Source organism: Alitiscatomonas aceti (assembly GCF_025567195.1).
Classification (GTDB): domain Bacteria; phylum Bacillota; class Clostridia; order Lachnospirales; family Lachnospiraceae; genus Alitiscatomonas; species Alitiscatomonas aceti.
This window is the reverse complement of record NZ_JAOQJF010000008.1, coordinates 115,428-136,377: the sequence shown is the minus strand read 5'-3', so window position 1 is coordinate 136,377 and position 20,950 is coordinate 115,428. Positions and strand designations below refer to the sequence as shown.

General features: G+C 54.1%; 20 protein-coding genes. 14 read left to right on the top strand and 6 right to left on the bottom strand.

Features of this window, described 5'->3' with window-relative positions; all coding sequences use genetic code 11:
* Positions 1–115 precede the first annotated feature (115 nt).
* From OCV69_RS06100 to OCV69_RS06060, 9 genes are all read left to right on the top strand, one after another.
* On the top strand, positions 116–658 hold the full coding sequence (locus OCV69_RS06100) for a hypothetical protein (protein WP_158358339.1): 543 nt from the start codon (positions 116–118) through the stop codon (positions 656–658).
* A 12-nt stretch (positions 659–670) separates the two neighbouring features.
* The gene (locus tag OCV69_RS06095; protein ID WP_158358338.1) at positions 671–1,216 is read left to right on the top strand and encodes a nitroreductase family protein; all 546 of its coding nucleotides are present in this window, start codon (positions 671–673) and stop codon (positions 1,214–1,216) included.
* A 215-nt stretch (positions 1,217–1,431) separates the two neighbouring features.
* Positions 1,432–2,082, top strand: coding sequence for a TetR/AcrR family transcriptional regulator (locus OCV69_RS06090; protein ID WP_158358337.1), 651 nt, complete (start codon positions 1,432–1,434; stop codon positions 2,080–2,082).
* A gap of 17 nt (positions 2,083–2,099) precedes the next feature.
* On the top strand, positions 2,100–3,359 hold the full coding sequence (locus OCV69_RS06085) for an efflux RND transporter periplasmic adaptor subunit (protein WP_158358336.1): 1,260 nt from the start codon (positions 2,100–2,102) through the stop codon (positions 3,357–3,359).
* Positions 3,360–3,371: 12 nt separating this feature from the next.
* The gene (locus OCV69_RS06080) at positions 3,372–6,410 is read left to right on the top strand and encodes an efflux RND transporter permease subunit (RefSeq protein WP_158358335.1); all 3,039 of its coding nucleotides are present in this window, start codon (positions 3,372–3,374) and stop codon (positions 6,408–6,410) included.
* 118 nt (positions 6,411–6,528) lie between these two features.
* Positions 6,529–7,785, top strand: coding sequence for a hypothetical protein (locus OCV69_RS06075; RefSeq protein WP_158358334.1), 1,257 nt, complete (start codon positions 6,529–6,531; stop codon positions 7,783–7,785).
* A gap of 28 nt (positions 7,786–7,813) precedes the next feature.
* On the top strand, positions 7,814–9,052 hold the full coding sequence (locus OCV69_RS06070; protein WP_158358333.1) for a TolC family protein: 1,239 nt from the start codon (positions 7,814–7,816) through the stop codon (positions 9,050–9,052).
* A gap of 31 nt (positions 9,053–9,083) precedes the next feature.
* Complete coding sequence (locus tag OCV69_RS06065) at positions 9,084–9,323, top strand: hypothetical protein (RefSeq protein WP_022274497.1); 240 nt, start codon at positions 9,084–9,086, stop codon at positions 9,321–9,323.
* A gap of 3 nt (positions 9,324–9,326) precedes the next feature.
* Positions 9,327–9,530, top strand: a complete 204-nt coding sequence (locus tag OCV69_RS06060; RefSeq protein WP_022274498.1) for a DUF3791 domain-containing protein — start codon at positions 9,327–9,329, stop codon at positions 9,528–9,530.
* On the opposite strand, the gene OCV69_RS06055 is transcribed toward OCV69_RS06060, so the two are convergent.
* The gene (locus OCV69_RS06055) at positions 9,527–10,291 is read right to left on the bottom strand and encodes a stage II sporulation protein R (RefSeq protein WP_158358332.1); all 765 of its coding nucleotides are present in this window, start codon (positions 10,289–10,291) and stop codon (positions 9,527–9,529) included. The genes OCV69_RS06060 and OCV69_RS06055 overlap by 4 nt on opposite strands.
* Positions 10,292–10,460: 169 nt before the next feature.
* On the opposite strand from OCV69_RS06055, the gene OCV69_RS06050 reads away from it, so the two are divergent.
* Genes OCV69_RS06050 through OCV69_RS06035 form a run of 4 tightly spaced genes read left to right on the top strand, consistent with a single transcriptional unit; the run spans position 10,461 to position 13,781 of the window.
* A complete protein-coding gene (locus OCV69_RS06050) occupies positions 10,461–11,525 on the top strand; it encodes a D-alanine--D-alanine ligase family protein (protein WP_158358331.1) in 1,065 nt (354 codons plus the stop codon).
* 9 nt (positions 11,526–11,534) lie between these two features.
* Positions 11,535–12,356, top strand: coding sequence for a glutamate racemase (gene murI / locus OCV69_RS06045; RefSeq protein WP_022274501.1), 822 nt, complete (start codon positions 11,535–11,537; stop codon positions 12,354–12,356).
* 9 nt (positions 12,357–12,365) lie between these two features.
* Positions 12,366–12,809: a YwiB family protein gene (locus OCV69_RS06040; protein ID WP_022274502.1), complete on the top strand. Its 444-nt coding sequence runs from the start codon at positions 12,366–12,368 to the stop codon at positions 12,807–12,809.
* A 30-nt stretch (positions 12,810–12,839) separates the two neighbouring features.
* Complete coding sequence (locus tag OCV69_RS06035) at positions 12,840–13,781, top strand: AEC family transporter (protein WP_158358330.1); 942 nt, start codon at positions 12,840–12,842, stop codon at positions 13,779–13,781.
* Here the strand turns inward: OCV69_RS06035 and OCV69_RS06030 are convergent.
* The 5 genes from OCV69_RS06030 to OCV69_RS06010 form a co-directional block, all read right to left on the bottom strand.
* A complete protein-coding gene (locus OCV69_RS06030) occupies positions 13,778–15,319 on the bottom strand; it encodes a serine hydrolase domain-containing protein (protein ID WP_158358329.1) in 1,542 nt (513 codons plus the stop codon). The two genes, OCV69_RS06035 and OCV69_RS06030, sit on opposite strands and share 4 nt — an antisense overlap.
* Before the next feature lie 22 nt (positions 15,320–15,341).
* Positions 15,342–16,340: a dipeptidase gene (locus OCV69_RS06025; RefSeq protein WP_158358328.1), complete on the bottom strand. Its 999-nt coding sequence runs from the start codon at positions 16,338–16,340 to the stop codon at positions 15,342–15,344.
* Positions 16,341–16,353: 13 nt separating this feature from the next.
* The gene (locus tag OCV69_RS06020; RefSeq protein ID WP_158358327.1) at positions 16,354–16,950 is read right to left on the bottom strand and encodes a helix-turn-helix domain-containing protein; all 597 of its coding nucleotides are present in this window, start codon (positions 16,948–16,950) and stop codon (positions 16,354–16,356) included.
* Between the two features lie 94 nt (positions 16,951–17,044).
* Positions 17,045–17,887 (bottom strand): M55 family metallopeptidase, encoded by an 843-nt coding sequence (locus OCV69_RS06015; protein WP_158358326.1) that lies wholly within the window; start codon positions 17,885–17,887, stop codon positions 17,045–17,047.
* A 308-nt stretch (positions 17,888–18,195) separates the two neighbouring features.
* On the bottom strand, positions 18,196–19,443 hold the full coding sequence (locus OCV69_RS06010; RefSeq protein ID WP_158358325.1) for an IS110 family RNA-guided transposase: 1,248 nt from the start codon (positions 19,441–19,443) through the stop codon (positions 18,196–18,198).
* Positions 19,444–19,759: 316 nt separating this feature from the next.
* On the opposite strand from OCV69_RS06010, the gene OCV69_RS06005 reads away from it, so the two are divergent.
* Positions 19,760–20,941 carry a MalY/PatB family protein gene (locus OCV69_RS06005; RefSeq protein ID WP_158358324.1) on the top strand — a complete coding sequence of 394 codons (1,182 nt, stop codon included), beginning with the start codon at positions 19,760–19,762 and terminating at the stop codon, positions 20,939–20,941.
* The last annotated feature ends 9 nt before the right edge of the window (positions 20,942–20,950 follow it).

Genomic DNA, 20,950 nt, shown 5'->3' with positions numbered 1-20,950 from the left:
GGAACAGGCAGGTGCTGCCAATGCAACACCTGCCTATCCTTAAAATTTGTAGTTGTCCCTGTCAGGCCGGACCTAAAGCTCTGCGGGGCAGCAGATAAAAAGGAGGAACCACAAGATGATCAGAATGATAGGAAACCATATCTGCAAGGATTGTGTATCAGCCATGGAGGTGATCCAAAGGGAGCGCCTTCCCATTGAATTTCACGATATGGAAAAGGCCCTGGACTATGTGAAGGAATTCTTAGAGATCCGTGAGGGAAATCCGGAGCTTTATAAGGAGGCCCGGGAAAACAACCAGATCGGGATCCCTGTATTCGTTTTAGAAGACGGTACCGTTACCATGGACTGCGACGCGGCCTTTGAGGCGGCCAGAAGGGCGAAGAAGCCGGCGGTGGTGATGGTGGGGAGCCATCTCTGCAAGGCCTGCCGGAACCGCCTGGCGGAGCTTAAGGAGGAAGGGCTTCCGGTGGAGTTCCATGATATCGTGGAGAATTTAAACGATATGCGCCTGTATCTGAGGATCCGGGAAAACCACCCGGAGCTTTACGATGAGATCCGGAAGGAGGGCCGGGTGGGGATCCCGGTATTCATCCTTCCCGACGGCACGGTCACCAATGATTTTGAGGCAGCCAGAGAGGCGGCCAGGAGCTTAAAATAAAGGAGAGTTTTTATGAATTTTGAAGAATTACAGATGAAGCGGGAGAGCTGCCGGGTGTATGCAGACCGCCCTGTGACGAGGGAACAGCTGGTCCATCTGGTAGATGTGGCCCGCTTTGCCCCTAGCGCCTGCAATTCCCAGCCGTGGCATTTTATCCTTGTGGATGAGCCGGAGAGCCGTGAAAAGGTGGTGGAGGCCTTTGATGACAACGGCCTTACGGGCTGTCCCTGGGGAGCCAGCGTCCCGGCCTTTATCCTGATCTGCGAGGAAAAGGCCCAGTATAAGCCGGGAGTGGAGGAGCATTACGGCCCCCAGCACTTTGCCCAGATGGATATCGGGATGGCGGCCATGGGGATCTGCTATGAAGCCGCTTCCATGGGGCTGGGAACGTGCATCATCGGCACCATGAACCAGGAAAAGCTCCACAGGGCCTTCGGGATCCCCGAGGAGCATCCGGTGCGCCTTATCATCACTGTGGGATACCCGGCCAATGAGGGCGCGCCCAGAAAGAAAGCGAGAAAGGAACTGGATGAGATCGTGACCTATAACCAGTGGTAGGAGCCCGGGGCCGTATGGCCCGGACTGGCGGGAGCCTGTGAAAAAAATGAGCTGCGGACGTCTGGCATACAGACCTGCGGCTCATTTTACTTTTCTAAAAACTCTATAAATTCTATAAAATCTGTCCCCTTCCCATTGACAATGTGACAGGGTGTCACTATAATGATGACGAGTTGTCACTTTGGAAAATCAGAACTTATGAAAAGAGGGATCACATGCCGACAGAGCGGTTTAAGAGGCTGCCGGAGGAGAAGATCGAGGCCATACGGCGGGCGGGGATCCAGGAATTTACGCGGACGTCCCCGGAATCCGCGTCCATCAACCGGATCATCCAGGAGGCGGATATTTCCCGCGGGAGCTTCTATACATATTTTGAGAGCAAATACGATCTTCTGCGGTGGCTCATCAGCGACCGGGTCCGGGAGCACAACGATTTTTATGTCCAGGATATGGAGGAGAACGGCGGGGATATCTGGCTGACTCTTTCCCGGTCCCTGGAGCATACCATCATCCATGCCAATGACGGCGGCTTCATGGGAATGATCACAAAGCTCATCGAGAGCAAGACATTTTTTGACCTGTTTAAGGAGAGTACCAGAGGAGAAAGGGGCGGAGAGTCTATGGACTGTAAATGGTCCTATCTGGACCGGATCTACGGCCTTCTGGATCAGACGCGGTTCCCCATGGATCTTGTCACGCTCACCGATCTGATGGATCTCCATGCCATTACACTGGTGATGGCGTTAAAGAAGACGCTGAACGGAGAATGCGGGGCAGAGGAGGCCATGGACTTTTATAACAGGCGCATCAATCTTCTGAGATACGGCGTCTGTCCTCAGAGAGCAGAAAAGGAAAAAACAGAATAAGAAAGAGGAGAAAAAATATGAAAAAACTGGCAAAAGCAGTGACAGCAGTTCTGGCCGTGGGAGCGCTGGGGACCCTGGTGTTCATGCGTATGACGAAGAAGGAGGAGCCCATGGAGGCGGTCCCGGATCCATCGGTCCAGGTGGAAAACCCTGCGGCAGATACCATTTCCATCTCCACGGATCTGACAGGAACCGTGGAGCCGGCGGATGTGGTCTATGTGGCGGCCATGGGAAGCGGAGAGGTCCTGGAGGTTTATGTAAACCAGGGAGAGATGGTGGAAAAGGACCAGACGCTTTTTAAGATCGACAATAAGCAGCTGGAATCCGCCAGGATCCAGTTAAATACGGCCAAGGTATCCTTAGACGATGCCCAGACCAATTTAAACCGGATGAAGGTCCTTTATGACAGCGGGGATATTTCTGCCCAGGCCTACGAGCAGGTGGTCAACGGCGTGTCCATGGCGAAGCTCCAGTACGACGGGGCCAAGCTGAATTATGACATACAGCTGGAGAACAGTACGGTGACAGCGCCCATCAGCGGCCTGCTGGAGAGCTTTGATATAAAGGTCCACGATATGATGGCCGCAGGCTCTGTGGCAGCGGTGATCTCCGGAGCGGGCAATAAGTCCGTGGCATTTTCCGTCAGCGAGCGGGTACGGGAGGGGCTTCATCCAGGAGACGCCATGACCGTGGAAAAGAATGGAACGGAATATAACGGCGTGATCACGGAGATCGGCACCATGGTGGATCAGCAGACCGGGCTTTTTAAGATCAAAGCCAGCCTGGAGGGGGCCGATGCCCTGGCCACCGGCACGGTGGTGAAGCTTTCCGTTATCTCAGAAAAGGCAGAAAACGTCATGACGGTCCCGGTGGACTGCGTTTCTTACAGCGGCGGCCAGGCCTATGTATATACCTATGACCAGGCGGCGGGAGCTGCCCGCAAGGTGGCCATCGAGGACGGGCTCATCGGTTCAGAACGGATCCAGGTGCTTTCGGGCCTGGATTACAGCGACCAGGTGATCACCACCTGGACGAAGGAGCTTTATGAGGGAGCTCCGGTGCAGCTGGCGGATGGCTCCGGTACAGACGCTGAAACATCCCTGGACGGCGGAGAGAGCGCTGGAGCCGGGGAGAGTCCGGAGGCCGGGAACGGAGAAGCGCCCATGACAGACGCTCCAGGGGAACCGGAAGCAGATGCGGCAGCCGGAGAAGCAGAGGCACCGGAACAGGCGGCAGAAGAGACATCCGCAGAAGAGACAGCAGCAAACGCTCAGTAAGGAGGCACAGATATGGGTTTGACAAAACAGGTATTAAGGCGGCCGGTCACAACGGTCCTGGTTGTGCTGTGCCTCATCGTCTTCGGTCTTTCCTCTGTATTTTCCTCGAAGCTGGAGCTTACGCCGGAAATGGAGATGCCCATGCTGGTGGTCAACGCCGTTTATCCGGGAGCCAGTCCCGAGGATGTGGAGGAACTGGTCACAAAGCCCATCGAGGATGAGATCGGCACTCTGACGGGCGTGGACACCATCACCAGCATGTCCGCAGAAAACTTCGGCCTGGTGCTCTTGCAGTACGAGTACGGCAAAGACATGGATAAGGCCTACGACGATCTGAAGAAAAAGCTGGACGGCCTGGCAAATGAATTCCCGGAGGACGTGCAGACGCCCACCATCATCGAGATGGACATCAACGATACTCCGGCCATCACCCTGGCGGTCAACAACGAGCAGGCGGATAACCTTTACAACTATGTGGACAGCCGGATCGTTCCGGAGTTTGAGAAGCTGTCCTCTGTGGCCAGCGTGGACGTCAGCGGCGGCCAGGAGGAATATATTAAGGTGGAGCTGATCCCGGAAAAACTGGCCCAGTACCATCTGAACATGAACGCCATCGCCCAGTGTGTGGGCTCCGCCGATTTTTCCATGCCCATCGGCAGCACCACTGTGGGAAATAAAAAGCTTTCTGTGACCTCGGGCACCGATTTCGATACCATTGAGCTTTTAAAGAAGATTCCGATTACCCTGGGGAACGGAAATATCATCTACCTGGAGGACGTGGCGGAGGTTTACAGCACTCTGGAGGAAAAAAGCAGCATCGGCCGTTATAACGGCAAGGACACCATCGCCCTGGGCATCAAGAAAAACCAGGAGAGCAGCAACATGGAGGTGTCCAGGGATGTGCTGAAGATCGTGGATGATCTGAAGGCCGATGACCCGGCCCTGGAGGTGGTGGTCATCAACGACAGCAGCGAATCCATCTCCAGCTCCCTGGAAAGCGTGTTCCAGACCATGATCATGGCCGTTGTGGTCTCCATGGTCATCATCTGGCTGTTCTTTGGCGACATGAAAGCATCCCTGATCGTGGGAACCTCCATTCCCGTGTCCATCCTGGCGGCCCTGATCCTTATGAAGGCCATGGGCTTCTCTCTGAACGTCATCACTCTGTCCAGCCTGGTCCTGGGCGTGGGAATGATGGTGGATAACTCCATTGTGGTGCTGGAGAGCTGCTTCAGGAATACGAAAAGGGGAGGCTTTGTGGAGGCCAGGAATGCGGCCTTAGACGGTACAAAGGCCGTTCTGGAATCTATTATCGGCGGTACGGTCACTACCTGCGTCGTGTTCATCCCCCTGGCGCTGATCAAGGGCATGAGCGGACAGATGTTCAAGCCTCTGGGCTTTACCATCGTATTCTGTATGGTGGCATCCTTGATCTCCGCCATGACCATCGTACCTTTATGCTATACCTTTTACCGTCCGAAAGAAAAAACAGAAAATCCGGCTTCCCGGATGCTGCGGGCCATGCAGGACGGCTACCGGAGCCTGGTGAGGAAGCTCCTGCGCCACAAGGCCCTGGTAATGATCACTTCGGTGGTCCTTCTGGTCCTGTCCTTTATGATGGCCGGACAGCTGAAGATGGAGCTGATGGTGGCTGACGACCCAGGCATCATCGGGATCACCGTGGAGACTCAGCCGGGCCTGACCATTGACCGGGTCAACGATGTGCTGGTAAAGGTGGAGGATTATATCACGAAGGATGCAGACCTGGATTCTTATATGCTGTCCTACGGAAGCTCGGGGCTTTCCATGGGAGGAAGCGGCGCATCCATTACGGCCTACTTAAAGGATGATAAATCCAGAGAGACGGACCAGGTATTAAAGGAATGGAAGCGGGAGCTGCAGAAGTGGCCGGACTGCTCCATTTCCCTGGAAAAGCAGAGCTCCCTGGGCTCCACCATGACCATGAACCAGGCGGACCAGGTGAGCTACATTTTAGTCAGCACCCAGTACGATGAGCTGAAGGAGGTATCTGACGCCATTGTGGAAGAGCTTCAGGCCAGACCGGAGGTGACCCATGTCCATTCATCCCTGGAAAATGACGCGCCTCTGGTGAAGATCTCTGTGGATCCGGTGAAGGCATCGGCAGAGGGACTGGCTCCGGCCCAGGTGGCCGGCCAGGTCTATGCTATGCTGAGCGGGACAGAGGCCACCACTCTGAACGTTAACGGAAACGACTTAAGCGTAAAGGTGGAATACGGGGATGACCAGTACGATACCATCGACAAGCTCCAGGGCATCGTCCTTCCCACGGCCACAGGAAGCATGGTGGCACTGACCGATATTGCAGAGATCGGCTTCAAGGACAGCCCCCAGAGCATCATGAAGAGCGACAAACAGTACCAGGTGACCATTTCCGGCCAGCTGACCGACGAGGCGGATCTTTCCACAAATGGGAAGCTCCGGGAGGAGGTCATCGGGAAATACTTAAATGCATCAGTCTCCATGCAGCAGAACACCATGGACGAGATGATGAATGAGGAATTCTCCTCCCTGGGCCAGGCCATTGCCATTGCCGTGTTCCTGGTATTTGTGGTCATGGCGGCCCAGTTCGAGTCACCCAAGTTCTCCATCATGGTAATGACCACGATCCCGTTCTCCCTGATCGGAGCCTTCGGCCTCCTCTGGCTGGCAGACAGTCCCATCAGCATGGTGAGCCTCCTGGGCTTCTTAATGCTAGTGGGAACGGTGGTGAACAACGGTATCCTCTATGTGGACACCGCCAATCAGTACCGCAATGAGATGGATCTGGACGAGGCTGTGATCGAGGCCGGAGCCACCCGTATCCGTCCCATGCTGATGACGACCCTCACCACCATCGTGGCCATGATCCCCATGGCCCTGGCCTACGGCGATGCGGGAGAGATGATGCAGGGCCTGGCTCTGGTGGATGTGGGCGGCCTCATCGCCTCCACAGTCCTGGCGCTCTTGATGCTGCCGGTCTATTACAGACTCATGAACCGGAAGCCCAAGGAGGAGCCGGACTACGACTGATAAGGGCGTAAGATCATAAGAAAAGGACCAGAAACGAAAGAAATCGTAAGAGAAAATTTATTGCGTTTCCGGTCCTTTCTGTATATGCTTAAAAAGGGAAAGAAGGGAGGAAGATCCCATGAAGGATATACGACCATGGAAAAAAACAGGGTTCCTGGTCTTTGCAGCGGCCCTGGGCGGGATCATAAGCGTTCCCGGGACCGGTCTTCTGACGGCACGGGCCACGGTGGCAGTCCAGGCATCGCCTGTGACGGAATATGACGAGGCCGCACTGGCCAGCTTTGCAGACGATACCCTGGAATACTGGGAGATCCCGGGACTGGTGGAGCGGTATAACAGTGCTTACCAGAAACAGCTGGACCAGTTCTATTATAATCCGGGAAGCTCCACGGGACTCACAAAGGACCAGCTTTTAAGCGTGGCAGAGACCCTGCGCCAGGAGGCGGAGACCCTGGCGGATACGGCAGAGGATGAGAAGGACAGCATCACGAAGCAGGAGTATGAGGAGTACAGGAACAACGTGCGGATCCTCCGGGCCAGGGCAAAGGATCTGGAGGACGCGGCCAAAGGCCGGTCTGCCTCGGGGGCTTCGGCCCTAAGGGCCCTGCGGATCTCAAAAAACAACACAGTGAAGACTGTGAACGCCATGATGCGGGACCATGAGATCCTGGAGCTTAAGACGAAGGCGGCAGAAAAGTCCCTGGAAATGGCAGAGCTTACGTATGAGGCATCAAAGCGCCAGATGGAGCTGGGGCTCTATTCGGCAGAAAACGTGCTGGCGGCGGAGGAGGCCTTAAATTCTGCCCGGGCGGCGGCTTCTTCGGCAGAAAATGAAGAGAAGGATCAGAAGCAGACGCTGATCCGGATGCTGGGCTGGCGTTACGATGCAGACCCGGTGATCCAGCCGGTGCCGGAGCCGGATCTGGCAAGGATCGCATCCTATGATCCGGCGGCAGATATCAGCAAGGCCATTGAGAATAATGTGACCCTTTACGACACCAGGATGGCGTCGTCCTCGTCCCAGGGAGGGGCTGTGGCCAAGGCCCGGACCATTAAGGACCAGGAAAATGAGGTGCGGACCAGCCTGGACCTCTTATATAAGGATGTGCTCCAGAAGCAGGCGGCCTATGAGGCGGCAAAGACCAAGTTTGCGGCCGATGGGGCCGACAAAGCTGCAGCAGACCGGAAAAACGCCCTGGGTATGATGAGCCGCCAGGAATATCTGGCGGCGGAAAGCGCCTATCTGGCGGCGGAGGCGGAATTTACGGAAGCCAGCCTGGCTTTAACGGGAGCCATGGAGGACTACGAATGGGCCGTAAAGGGCATGATGGAGCTGGCCTCGGGAGCCCAGGGCCAGGGCCAGGGAGCCATGTAGCGGGCGGGACCCGGAAAGGAATGATAGAATGATGAGAAAAATGACGATGGGAAGACGGGTGATCCCGGCGGCGCTGGCTGTTTCACTGGCCTGGACCGTACCGGCGTACGCGGAGGAGTTTGTGCCGGGGCCGGGACAGCCCTACGACGACGCTACTATGGCGCGGATCCAGGACAACGTCCTGGAATATGAGGAGATCGGACTTCTGGTGGATACTTATAACCCGACGTTAAAAAACGTAAAGGATACGTATTCGGATACCAAGGACGATTATAAAGATGTGGATAAATTGAAGAACCAGATCATGGAAGGCTCCGGCAGCCTGGCAGACCAGGCAGGGCAGCTTTCCGGCATGGCCGGCACCTTTGAGGATCTTCTGGGATACCAGAATATGGTAACGCCGGGAACGTATGCGGAGCTGGTGTACTCCTCGGAGGTTTTGTCCCAGCAGGCAGAGCAGATGACGCTGTCGGCCGATTCTCTGTCCGCAGTGACGCCGGAGATGCTAAAGGTAAAGATGGTGGACAGTACCCGGGCGGCACTGGTATCCGGGGCCCAGAGCGCCATGATCGGCTATGAGCAGCTTCTGCTCCAGAAGGAGAGCCTGGAGGATTCCATCACCCTCCTGGAGGAGGTCTATAAGTCCACCCAGACCCAGGCGTCCCTGGGACTGGCAACGGAAAACGCGGTGCTGACGGCCAGACAGAACCTGGAGTCAGCCCAGGCCGGAAGGCTCGCTCTGGATGCCAGCGAGGTGAAGCTGCGCCAGAGCCTGTGTACGCTCCTGGGATGGGAGTATAACGGGAACCCGGAGATCCGGAAGGTGCCGGCAGCAGATCCTTCCCGGATCGGCGCCATGGATCCGGCAGCCGATAAACAGGCGGCCATCGACAATAACTACACTTTAAAATACAACCGTCTGAGCTATGAGCAGCTTACAGACGGCTCTGTGGAGCAGCAGAATATGGCCCGTACCATTGAGGACCAGACGGCGGCCATTTCCTCATCCCTGGAAAACCTGTATAACCAGGTGCTCCAGAAGAGAAATGAATACCAGACTGCCGTGGCAGCCCTGGAGCTGGAAAAGACAAAGATGGAGGCGGCGGACCGGAAAATGTCCGTGGGCACCATCGGACGTCTGGAATACCTCCAGCAGAAAAATTCCTATGCGGCAAAGGAGACGGCTGTGAAAACGGCGGATCTGGCCCTGTTCCAGGCCATGGAGACGTATGACCAGGCTGTGGAGGGGAATCTGAGCGTGTCCTAGGAAGAAAATGACCGGAAGGGAGGGAGCTGGTATGAGTGAAGATCAGTTCAGTGCAATGCTGGCGATTATTGTGCCGCCTGTTATTGAGCAGATCACGAAAAACAGTAATGTGGACGGTGAGAAGGCAATCTCCCGCTTTTATCAGTCCAGGCTCTATCAGGAGCTTTCGGATGAAACGTCCAAGCTGTGGCATTATGGCCCCATGACCCTGTATACCATGTATCAGGACGAGCTTTTAACAGGCTCCTATGATTACCCGGAGGAGGCATAAGCGATGAGCAGAGAATTAGCGTTCCTGGTCTACTGCATGGAGCGGTACCGTCATTTTAAGGGACTCTCCGGTGCGGATGTGGCAAGGCTTTTTGATGAACATGGTGTTTACAGATATATTATAAAGTATTTTGAATCACTCCATACAATGGGAGACCATTGTATCGTACAGGATATTGACGATTATATCAGCGGCAGTTCAGATTAATTCCTCCTGCCGAGTATTTCCGCCAGCTTAAACCGTACCGTAACGCGGGGCAGAGCGTCCTCTGACGCCTTCTGTCCCGTTTTTTCATGCCCGGGAAGGCGGAGCGCGGACGGGTGCCTGGCCCGCATGAGGGCGGAAAAATCGTCCTCGGGAAGCAGGGCCTTCAGCTGGTCCCTGGAGTCCTCCGGCATCACGGCGTGGGTGCTGTCCACATAGCAGAGGGAGGGATAGAGGACGCACCAGAAATTTTTCCCCTTTCCTTCCCCTAAAAGCACCCGGACCGCGTCGTAGGTCCCCGCCGGGAAGGTCATGTCCCCGTAGGTTTTTTCCGGGAACAGACACTGCTCCAGGCGGATATCCGCGCCATAGGAGAAACCGCGGCTTTCCATGTATGCTTCCGCCGTCTCCTCCAGAAATGCTTTATGCTCCAGGATGTAGGAGGCCGTCTGGTCTTTTGTAAGGCTGTCTCCTGCCTCTGTCCCGGGTCCTTCCGGCGGAGGATTTCCTGCGCCCTGCTCCGGCCCCTGCGCCGTTTCTGATCCCAGGCCCTGGCGGATGGTATCCAGAAGGAGGTCCTTTACCTCCAGCTTCAAAGCCTGGTCTTTAGGGGAATCGCTGTTGGCCAGCACATGGAACCGCAGGACCTTTGGCGCGATCCGCGAGGCCAGGGCCTCCTCCTTTCTCCTCAGACCGTTCATGGCCGTTAAAAAGACCATCAGTGCCAGTGTCATGGACAGGCAGATATACCATTTCTTTTTCATGAGCTCCTCCAGTTTTTTATACGATTTTGCTATTTGTAATTATTGCCTGTTGTGCTATAATTTAAACGAATTGACGCCGCGGAGAGAACAGGCGAGGGAGGAGATCCATCGTCCGGCCCATGGAAGGCTCTTCCGGCCCATCAACCATGAAAGGAAGCAGCAGATCAATATGGAAAAATTAAATGTGGTAGCCCTGTTTGGCGGGCAGTCTTCGGAGCATGTGGTCTCCTGTATGTCTGTCCAGAATGTGGCAGCCAATATCAATAAGGAAAAATACAATGTGATCCTGGTGGGGATCACAGAGGAGGGCCGCTGGCTTAAGGTGGACTCTCTGGATGAAGTGAAAAATGACACCTGGAGGACCAGCGGCTCCAGAGCCGTTCTTTCCCCGGACGCCACAGAAAAGGTCTTATGGGTGATCCGCCACGGAAAGGCAGAAAAAATCCCGGTGGACGTGGTGTTCCCGGTGCTCCACGGCCTTTACGGGGAGGACGGCACGGTCCAGGGGATCCTGGAGCTGGCGCAGATCCCCTATGTGGGCTGCGGCGTCTTAGCCTCCGCCGTGTCCATGGATAAGCTGTCCACGAAGCTGATCGTAAAGAACCTGGGGATTCGCCAGGCAGAATACGTGCCGGTGATGAAGGAAGAGCTGGAGCAGATGGACCAGGTGGCAAAACGGGTAGAGGACGCGTTTCCGTATCCGGTGTTCATAAAGCCGTCCAACGCAGGCTCCTCCAGGGGCGTGTCCCGGGCCGACGACCGGAAGTCCCTGGAAAACGGCCTTAAGGAGGCGGCGCTCCATGACCGGCGGATCCTGGTGGAGGAGATGATCGTGGGCCACGAGGTGGAGTGCGCGGTCTTTGGCGGAGGAAAAGAGGAGGTACGGGCCTCCGGCGTGGGAGAGATCCTGGCGGCGGCCGATTTCTATGATTTTGACGCCAAATATTATAATTCCGATTCCAGGACCGTGGTGGATCCGGAGCTTCCGGGAAACGCGGCGGAGGAGATCCGGGAGTCGGCAGTGCGTATTTTTAAGGCTGTGGACGGCTATGGCCTTTCCCGGGTGGACTTCTTCGTAAAGGAGGACGGGGAGGTGGTCTTCAATGAGATCAATACCATGCCCGGCTTTACGGCCATCAGTATGTACCCCATGCTCTGGGAGGCCAGAGGCGTGGGAAAAGAGAAGCTGGTGGACGATCTTCTGGAACATGCGCTCAAGCGCTACGAAAGGTAGGCGCTTATTATGGATAAGAATGCACCCATCGGGATCTTTGATTCCGGCGTGGGAGGGCTCACGGTGGCCAGAGAGGTGATGCGCCAGCTTCCGGACGAGAGGATCGTTTATTTCGGGGATACGGCCCGCCTTCCCTACGGGACAAAATCCCAGGATACGGTGATCCGTTTTTCGGAGCAGATTATGCGCTTTTTGCGGTCCAAGGGAGTGAAGGCCATCGTCATCGCCTGCAATACGGCGTCCTCCTATGCCCTGGACGCCCTGAGACGGTCTGAGGATATCCCCATCATCGGCGTGATCAACGCCGGGGCCAGGGCGGCGGTCTCCGCCACAAAAAACGGGAGGATCGGAGTGATCGGGACCGACGGGACCATCAACAGCAAAGCGTATTCCTCTGTTTTAAAAAGCATGAATCCGGCGGTGGAGGTATTCGGAAAGGCCTGCCCCCTGTTCGTTCCTCTGGTGGAGGAGGGGCTTCTCCACGATACTGTGACGGACGAGATCGCCTCCCGGTATCTGTCGGTGCTGAAGGAAAAATACATCGATACCCTGGTCATGGGCTGTACCCATTATCCTCTGATCCGCTCCACCATCGCCCGCACCATGGGAGACGAGGTGACGCTGGTGAATCCGGCCTATGAGACGGCGGTGCAGCTCAGGACTCTTCTCCGGTCCATGGAGATGGACTGCGACGGGGATCAGGAAGTCCGGGTGGAGGAAAAGTACCAGTTTTATGTGAGCGATATGGCAGAAAAATTCAGCTCCTTTGCCGGGTTTATCCTTCCCGGGAAGGTGAAGGATACCATGCTGATCGACATTGAGAAATATTAGGAGCAACAGATGACAAAAGATGTTCTGGTAAGAGTCAAGGGGACCCAGTTCATGGACGACGAGAATGACGTGATCGAGATGATCACTGCGGGGACCTTTAATGAAAAGAATGGAAAAAAATATCTGATCTATGACGAGACCATTGTGGAGGGCGGAGACCAGACCCACAATATCGTGAAGATCTGGCCGGATAAGGTGGAGGTGACCAAGAGGGGACTGGTGGACACCCATATGACCTTTGAGTGCGGGAAAAAGCACATGTGCAACTATATGACGCCGGTGGGACTGATCATCCTGGGGATCACCACCTCAGCCCTGGAGGTGGAGGAAGATGAGACATCCATGGGGATCGTCATTTCCTATGCCCTGGAAATGAACGGCGAATACATTTCCGGCTGCGGCCTTGAAATTTACGCCAGGGATAAGGGAAACGGTCCCTGGAGCCTGGATTAAGGACGGAGAAGAAAGAGAGGAAGACAGAATATGGAAAGCTTTTTGGTAGCGGTCAACGCGGTTGTCCCATTTCTCTGTTACATTACCTTCGGATATGTGATGAAGATCAAGGGAGTGGTAAAGGAGGACTTTCTCCAGCAGCTGAATAAGATGGTTTTTAAGGTCTTTTATCCGTTTATGACCTTCTATAACATTTATAAGGCTGACGGCAGTTCCCTTCCCAGACCAGTGATGCTGATTTTCTGCGGCGTCAGTATCCTGGTGCTGGAGGTGATCCTGGTGCTCACGGTCCCCAGGCTGGTAAAGGAGAATCCCAGAAGGGGCGTGATCATCCAGGCCATTTACCGGAGCAATTTCGTCCTGTTCGGTCTTCCTCTGACTGTTTCTGTGTTCGGGGATGTGGCCTCCTCTGTGGCGGCCATGGTGGTGACTGTGGTAATTACCATTTATAATACGACTTCTGTGGTGATCCTGGAAATGTTCAATTCAGAAGGGAAAACAGACGTGAAGACGATCCTGGTCAATGTGGTGAAAAATCCGCTGCTCCAGGGGGCTATGGTGGGTCTGGTGTTTTTCTTCCTGGGCATCCATGTGCCCAAGAGCCTTTTAACACCCATTGCGGCCTTTGCGGACGCCACCTCGCCAGTGGCCCTGTTCGTCCTGGGCGGGACACTTCACTTCAATGCCATCCGCGGCAACCTGAAATACCTGGTACCGGCCCTGTCCTTAAAGCTTTTGGTGCTTCCTGCGGTGATGCTGGCCCTGGGCTACGCCTTTGGCCTCCGGGATCTGGAGCTGTTCCTTCTGGTGGCGATCTACGGAACGCCGGTGGCTGCTGCCTCTTATCCCATGGCCCAGAACATGGGCGGCGACGGCGAGCTGGCTGGCCAGTTCGTGGTCATCAGCACCGTCGTCGCCGTTGGGACCCTGTTTGGGTGGATCTTCTTTATGAAGAGTGTGGGACTGATCTAGTCCACCTTCTTCAGTACGATATTTTTGATCCGGCCTCCGTCCAGGATGAGGGAGCCGTTTTCCGGCTTCACATACATCGTAAGATCCGGGCCGAAGCTGAAGATGTTTTCTCCGGCTGCGTTCCTGTAAAGCTCTGATTTTCCATAACGGAGCATACAGAGGGCGCAGCCGTTTTCTGTTTTTTCAAGAGTAACGTGGGCGTCAGTCTCCTCATCGTAGTAATGGCCTTCCTCAAAAAGAGAGGGATCGGCCGGGGAGACCGGCGTCATTTTTACCACGCGGGCCGGAAGGCGGTAAAGGATTCCTTCCTCTGTGAAGTAGATCACCTCGTCCAGAGTGCCGACCCGGTAGCCGCCGTCTTCGGTCCTGACCAGTTCAGTTTCGCACCATTCTCTCTTCATAAAGAGCGTTCCGTCATGGTCCAGGATGTTTACAAACAGCGGATCATCGGGAAGGGAGGCAGCAAACAGACCGGCATGGGCGGGAGCCTCTTTGTGCTCCGGCACAGCGGGCTCGGTGCAGTCCGGAAGCCCAAGAACGATGCAGGCAGCCTTATCGGCCATTTTTGCCATGACGCGGGTGGTGGTATTGCTTAACAGGATCACCTCCAGCTCCTTTTCCGGGATACAGGATACCTGTCCGCGGTAAGCGGCATCGGCGCCGCCGTGGCCGAACACATCCAGTCCGTGGAGCTTATGGGTCATGAGGCCGCCGCAGTATTCCGCAGCCGTTCCGTCGCTTAAGATGGCCGGGGTCTTCATCAGGGCAATGATCTCCGGGTCGATGACCTGGGGATGGATGTACTCGTCCAGGATCTTACTGAGATCGGAGGCACATGTATTGACGGAGGTGGGGCCGTAAACGCAATAGTTTAAGGGATTATAATAGTAATTTCCGTTGCCGTCATCCTGGTAGGAGTAGACCAGGTTGGGAACGATCTGGGTGTAGCTTTCCCGGACGAAGGTGTGCTCCATGCCGAGAGGCTTGAAGATCCGTTCTCTGGCAAACTGCGGGAAACTCATGCCGGACAGCTTTTCAACGATCAGCGCCAGAAGATGGAAGCCCGTGTTGCTGTAAAGATATCTGGACTGGGGCTTGAAGTTTAAGTGCTTCTGGAGCCGGATGGTGGTGTTGATGTCGTCCATGGTGATCTGGTCGTTGATGGTGATGCTGCGCATGAATAAAAGCTCCCACTGGTCCCTGAGGCCGCTGACATTGTTCATCATCTGGCGCACGGTAATGGGCTCTTCGATGTTGATATATTCTCCCACATATTTACGGATATCGTCGTCCAGGCCCAGCTTCCCTTCCTTCCAGAGAAGGAGGATGGAGAGGACGGTGAACTCCTTGGAGATGGAGGCCACGTGCAGGATGCTGTCGTTTTTGATCTTCAGCTGGTTCTCCAGGTTTCCGTAGCCAAAGCATTTTTCATAAACAGTTTCGCCGTGCTGGCGGATCAGCACCTGGGCTCCCGGGCAGAGGCCGTTGTCCCATACGCGGAAAAGATCATCGAGCTGTTTGCTTACATTTGTGTTCATTGGTCGTATCCTTTCAGAAATATCAGTGTTTTAAAATGTGACGGAAGGTATGGAGCCAGTTTTCCCCGGCCAGCTTTGCCAGATGGCTTTCTGTATACCCGTGCTGCCTTAAATGGTCCAGGAAGGCCGGAAGGTCCTCGTGGGCTCTGGAGAGGATATCAAAGGGGCGCTCCGGCATCTGGTCCGTGGACGAGGACAGGTCGTCCGCAAAAAATGAGTCGCAGAAATCAAAGCCAAAGGCCACATGGTCCTCTCCCATGATCTCTGTCATATGATCCAGATGGGCGGTCAGTCCGTTCTGGTCGGGGGAAACACCGGGACCGGCGGTCAGGAGACTGCACCCGTTGAGTCCCACCGTTCCGCCGCGGCTGGCGATCTCCCGCATCTGGCAGTCGGTCAGGTTCCGGTTGCTGCCGGCGACGGTCCTGGAGTTGGAGTGGGAGGCGATCACCGGGCAGGAGGTGATGGAGAGCACGTCCTCCACCCCTTCGTCGCTTAAATGGCTGAGGTCCAGGATCATATGAAGGTCTTCGGCTTCCTTCACCAGCTCCCGGCCAAACTCCGTAAGGCCGCCTTTTTTCAGGCTGCCGGAAAAGTCGCAGCCGTCAGCCGCAGCGTTTCTGCGGCTCCAGGCCAGGCCCAGTCCACGGACGCCTGCGGCATAAAAGCCGTGGAGCAGGAGGCAGGAGGAAACGGGCTCTGCTCCCTCAAAGGAGAGAAGAAAGCCGATCCGTCCGGTTTCGGCGGCCCGGAGGAAGTCGTCTGCGCTGGTGCAGAGCATGAGAAGGTCCGGGGTCTCCTCGATCTCGCAGTGGAGGGCCGAGATCTGCTCCATGGCCACAGAAAGGGCCCCATAAGGTAGGTACTGGCTGTCCACAAAAATGGAGGCGACGATACCGGTCACGCCGCCCTTCTGGAAGGCGGGATAGTAACGCCTCCGGATGACCTGGCGCTCGCCTTTTTTCCGGCGGGCGGCCACGTCCATGAGAATATCATAATGTCCGTCAATGATGTATTTCATAGTTACAGCTTCCTTAGTATACTAATTGTGAGAAGTAGACGACGATGACCGCCTCTTCCTTTGATCGGTTCATATAGTTGTGCAGGCTGCCGCTGGGAATATAGAAGCTGTCGCCCTCATGGATCGTGTATACGCTGTTGTCCATGTGGAGCTCCATCTCTCCCTTTAAAAGCAGAAGGCTTTCATCGTATGTGCTGTGGGAGATCATGCGCTCTGTGACCCAGTGGCCCGGCTGTACACGGACCATAAGACCGGTGATCTTCGCTTCCCTTCCGTTCGGGAGGCGAGAGGGGGTGAAGATGGAGTAGGAGACATCGATCTCGGGGATCTTCATGGGGATCCGGTTCTCTTTGCGGATTAGGTAGGACTTCCGGGAGTCGCCTTCTCCATCTGCCTGTGCCAGGGGAGCGTCGTCGGATCCGCCCATGATGAGCCAGACCTCAGAGCATTCCAGGCAGGCGGCGATCTTTCTCAGGGCAGAAAGCGACGGAGATTTCAGATTCCGTTCGATCTGGGAGATATGCCCGATGGTATATCCGGTCGCGTCTGCGACCTGTTTCAAAGTCATTCCTTTTTTCTTCCGGGCTTCCCGGATCCGATTTCCATACATGGTTCAGATTTCCCCCTTTCATATGCCGGTCATGGGCTGCTTCCGGCGGCGTCCTCCCGCGGGACCGGGCAGCCGGATAAAGATTCCGGGACCCTTAGCTGGCGGTTCCGGAGAGGCTTGTGAGTGCGGAGATCCCGCAGGCCAGTTCCTTCATATCGGCGCAGGTGATCTCCACCTCAGTGCCGCTTAAGCGTCTTACGCCCGGAGTCAGGGCAACGGCATCGGCCATGGCTGTTGATTTAAAATCAATGCCCAGAACGGGCGAAACGGCTGTCTCGTAAAGGGGGAGCTTCTTTAAGTCGGATGCCAGGACCTCCTTCACTGCACAGATGGTGTCCTCGCGGAGCTTTCTCTGGGGCTGGAACTTTGCCGCATAGCGGGTAAGGGATTCTTTTGTGGTCACAAATTTTACCCAGGGCATCATTTCCTTATCGATCAGCTGCCTGCGCAGACCGGAATCGCCGATGACCAGTCCCACCGGTACTTTATAGGAGGCGGCAATGGCGGCGTTGGTAATGGTCTCGTTCATATAGGCTCCATTGATCTTCAGGCATGAAACGACCTTTCCATAGAAGCTGTGATCCATATTGGCGCAGATCTCTCCGGGGCCGGCGTGGTATCCGGCAAAGAACGCCACGTCATATGTCTCATCCAGACAGGCAACCATATACTGCGGGCGCGGGGAGCCGCTGACCAGGCTGATCCGGTCATCCATCTGGCTCAGTTCATCATAGGAAAGGTTTCTTCCGCTTCCATGGGAATCGGCAATGGTGATCTCCTCAACCTCTCCATTTTTTTCAGATGCCTGGATCCCTTCAATGATCCAGCGGACCTGGTTATGGAGCGCCCGGCGGAAAGAAACTGTCTCTTCCCGTTCCTGGGACGGAGACGTGATGCCTGCCATACCTTCCATGTCGACAGAAATAAAGATTTTCATGATAATCCTCCTTAAGAATGCGTAGATATATTTTGTAGTGAGATTACTCTATGTTGAAACATTATAAAACTATAATAAAATAAAGTCAATATATTGACAGAATTAACAAAAATAATTATACTATGAGTAATATTATACTGTAAGTTAAAAAAGACGGAGGCGACTCCGGAACAGCCCTTAAAATATCCAGGGAAAGCAGAGGTAAAGATTGAAAATGAGAAGTAGAGGGTATCCATTCCCTTAAGCGCATCACAAACAAGCCATCTTTCGGTGGCTGCTTTAAAAATTGAATATTGTGTATGTTAAGGTTATGCAGTTGCTGACTTGATCTTATAACCTTGGTTTCTGGCGATCATGAGTGCCTGCTCTACGGTAATCTCACGATCAACTGGAAGTAAATCGGATTTCTGATAAAGTTCTGCATTATAGTTTTCCCCGTTCTTCAACATGTGGTATAATGCGGTAAGAAGCATTCTTGCTATTGCAATGATTGCTTTCTTGTGACCGCGACGCTTTTTGAGACGGAGATAACGGTTACGCATTTCAGGATGCTTAGTGCTTTTTACGACAGCGTTTGCGCACTGTACTAAAAGCGGTTTGATATAGCATCCGGCCTTGGAAACCCGGACAGATTTTTTCTTCCCTGCACTTTCATTGTTGGTTGGGGTAAGACCAGCCCATGAGCATAAGTGTTTCGCCGAAGGAAAAGCCTCCATATTGGTACCGATTTCGGAAATGATTCCGATGGCAGTGAAAGGACTGCTGATACCAGGAGCAGTTTGAAGAATGGTAAGTTCCTGCTGATAGGGAGCGGCGAGCGCAAGAATGAGTTCTTCAAGCTCTGCTTTCCGGGATTCAAGGTTTTCATAGTGAGCTTTGATCACCTTGAGTTTGCCAGCCTGTTCCGGAGTGATATAACCGTCAATGGCGTCACGGAGTTCAGGAAGTTTCTTCTTCAAACTTTTGAAAACAAGAGGTTCAAGGTCAAAGGAAGTATCTGCGGGATTTTCCAAAATCTTATCCAGTATCGCCTGAGCAGATTTGCCGAAGGTGTCCGAGACAACGTTTCCCAACTGGATATTGGAAACCGTGAGACAGTTCTGCAAACGATTCTTTTCGCTTGATTTGAAGCAGGTCAGTTTGAAACGGTAGCGCATAAGGTCACGAAGCTGGCGAATGTCAGCAGGTGGCATAAAGCTTCCGGCAACAAGATCATGCTTAAACAGGTCAGCAATCCATTTGGCATCTTTCTTGTCAGTTTTCTTTCCACGGATAGCCTTAACATATTTGGGATGAGCAAGGACAATCGAACAATCCGATTCCAAGATGTTATAAACGGGGATCCAGTATTTACCGGTGGATTCCATACAGACATCCTTGCAATCCCGGTCGAGTAGCCATTGTAGCAAAGTTTTCAGACCGCTCGTGTAGGTCGAAAACCGATGGCTCTCGTAAGAAGTGACGCCTTTATCGTTCGTAGAAGCGATACAGGCAACTACAAAAGTCTTGTGGACATCAATGCCACAGCAGATTTTGTACACGATTTTTAAAGCCATAGGGACTCCTTTCAGAACCGAGAGGTTTAATAAAGATTATAGGGAGAGACGGCATTGACTGAACGCCTAAGCCATAAACGAGATTGTTTATACAAAGATAAGATTACGTGCTTGAAATCACACTTATTTGTGCTTGAAAAGGCGGACTACACATATAACGATACGGTCATCCGGCAAGCCGGACAGCCCACTCACCTCCCCGTGATTTGTAGTATACCGAGTTCCCTATAAGAAGAATTATAAAGAAAAAATAAGCTCAGGAAAACATTTTCATAACGTTTTGTGCCTGAGCGAAGCGAAAGGAATGGATATAAAAATGAAATATAATTTTGACGAGCCCGTGGACAGAAGCCAGAACCGCTCCGCCAAATACGATGAGCGCGTAAAAAATTTTGGTACAGACGATGTGATCCCCTTATGGATCGCAGATATGGATTTTAAGACGGCCCAGCCCATCATCGACGCCTGCAAAAAGAAAGCGGAGGAAGGGATCTGGGGTTATACCTCCCGGCCGGACAGCTATTTTAAGGCGTATGCAGACTGGCAGGAGAGAAGAAACGGATGGAAGTTTGATCCATCCCTCTGCAGCTGGAGCCTGGGAGTGGTCCCGGCCCTGGCGGGGATCATCAAGCTGTTTACCCAAAAGGGAGAAAAGGTCCTGATCCAGCCGCCAGTGTACCCGGAATTTTTCGATATCACAGAAAATACCGGAAGGACCCTGGTGCAGAATAACTTCCTGGAGCGGGACGGCGTATGGGAAGTGGACTTTGAAGACTTTGAAAGACAGGCAAAGGACCCGGAGGTGAAGCTTTTCATCCTCTGCAACCCACATAATCCCCTGGGACGGGTATGGACGAAGGAAGAACTGGAAAGGATGCTTACGATCTGCTTTGAAAACGACGTGCTGGTGGTTTCCGACGAGATCCATTCCGACCTGATCTTCCATGGGAAAAAGCATACGCCGGCGGTCCTTGCCGCACCGGGAGCAGATAAAAAGGTGATCACCTGTATCTCTGTCACAAAGACCTTTAACCTGGCCGGCCTCCAGGCGTCCACCACAGTGTTCCCGTGTCTGGAAATGAAGAAGAAGTTTGATTTCTACTGGGGCGGCATGGACATCCACCGGAACAATGCCTTCAGCTCCGTGGCCATGGAAGCGGCCTTAAATGAGGGCGAGGAGTGGCTGGAGCAGCTTCTGGAATACATATCTGGAAATCTGGATTATATTAAGGAATATTTTGACACAAGGATCCCGCTGATCCGGGCCAATATCCCCGACGCCACCTACCTGGTGTGGCTGGACTGCCGGAAGCTCAATATGACAGACCAGGAGCTTAAGGAGTTTATGATCAGAAAGGCCGGTCTGGGACTGAATCCGGGCTCTGATTTCACAAGGGCCCTGAGCGGATTTATGCGGTTAAATGCAGCGTGTCCAAGGGCCACTCTGGAAAAGGCTCTGGGGCAGCTGGAACGGGCCGTCAATGAGCTGGCTCATTAAGGGAGGAAA

Excerpts from the sequence above, each read along its gene's own strand:
- OCV69_RS06100 (WP_158358339.1), top strand. The coding sequence starts at position 116 with ATGATCAGAATGATAGGAAACCATATCTGCAAGGATTGTGTATCAGCC.
- OCV69_RS06095 (WP_158358338.1), top strand. The coding sequence starts at position 671 with ATGAATTTTGAAGAATTACAGATGAAGCGGGAGAGCTGCCGGGTGTAT.
- OCV69_RS06090 (WP_158358337.1), top strand. The coding sequence starts at position 1,432 with ATGCCGACAGAGCGGTTTAAGAGGCTGCCGGAGGAGAAGATCGAGGCC.
- OCV69_RS06085 (WP_158358336.1), top strand. The coding sequence starts at position 2,100 with ATGAAAAAACTGGCAAAAGCAGTGACAGCAGTTCTGGCCGTGGGAGCG.
- OCV69_RS06080 (WP_158358335.1), top strand. The coding sequence starts at position 3,372 with ATGGGTTTGACAAAACAGGTATTAAGGCGGCCGGTCACAACGGTCCTG.
- OCV69_RS06075 (WP_158358334.1), top strand. The coding sequence starts at position 6,529 with ATGAAGGATATACGACCATGGAAAAAAACAGGGTTCCTGGTCTTTGCA.
- OCV69_RS06070 (WP_158358333.1), top strand. The coding sequence starts at position 7,814 with ATGATGAGAAAAATGACGATGGGAAGACGGGTGATCCCGGCGGCGCTG.
- OCV69_RS06065 (WP_022274497.1), top strand. The coding sequence starts at position 9,084 with ATGAGTGAAGATCAGTTCAGTGCAATGCTGGCGATTATTGTGCCGCCT.
- OCV69_RS06060 (WP_022274498.1), top strand. The coding sequence starts at position 9,327 with ATGAGCAGAGAATTAGCGTTCCTGGTCTACTGCATGGAGCGGTACCGT.
- OCV69_RS06055 (WP_158358332.1), bottom strand. The coding sequence starts at position 10,291 with ATGAAAAAGAAATGGTATATCTGCCTGTCCATGACACTGGCACTGATG.
- OCV69_RS06050 (WP_158358331.1), top strand. The coding sequence starts at position 10,461 with ATGGAAAAATTAAATGTGGTAGCCCTGTTTGGCGGGCAGTCTTCGGAG.
- murI (WP_022274501.1), top strand. The coding sequence starts at position 11,535 with ATGGATAAGAATGCACCCATCGGGATCTTTGATTCCGGCGTGGGAGGG.
- OCV69_RS06040 (WP_022274502.1), top strand. The coding sequence starts at position 12,366 with ATGACAAAAGATGTTCTGGTAAGAGTCAAGGGGACCCAGTTCATGGAC.
- OCV69_RS06035 (WP_158358330.1), top strand. The coding sequence starts at position 12,840 with ATGGAAAGCTTTTTGGTAGCGGTCAACGCGGTTGTCCCATTTCTCTGT.
- OCV69_RS06030 (WP_158358329.1), bottom strand. The coding sequence starts at position 15,319 with ATGAACACAAATGTAAGCAAACAGCTCGATGATCTTTTCCGCGTATGG.
- OCV69_RS06025 (WP_158358328.1), bottom strand. The coding sequence starts at position 16,340 with ATGAAATACATCATTGACGGACATTATGATATTCTCATGGACGTGGCC.
- OCV69_RS06020 (WP_158358327.1), bottom strand. The coding sequence starts at position 16,950 with ATGTATGGAAATCGGATCCGGGAAGCCCGGAAGAAAAAAGGAATGACT.
- OCV69_RS06015 (WP_158358326.1), bottom strand. The coding sequence starts at position 17,887 with ATGAAAATCTTTATTTCTGTCGACATGGAAGGTATGGCAGGCATCACG.
- OCV69_RS06010 (WP_158358325.1), bottom strand. The coding sequence starts at position 19,443 with ATGGCTTTAAAAATCGTGTACAAAATCTGCTGTGGCATTGATGTCCAC.
- OCV69_RS06005 (WP_158358324.1), top strand. The coding sequence starts at position 19,760 with ATGAAATATAATTTTGACGAGCCCGTGGACAGAAGCCAGAACCGCTCC.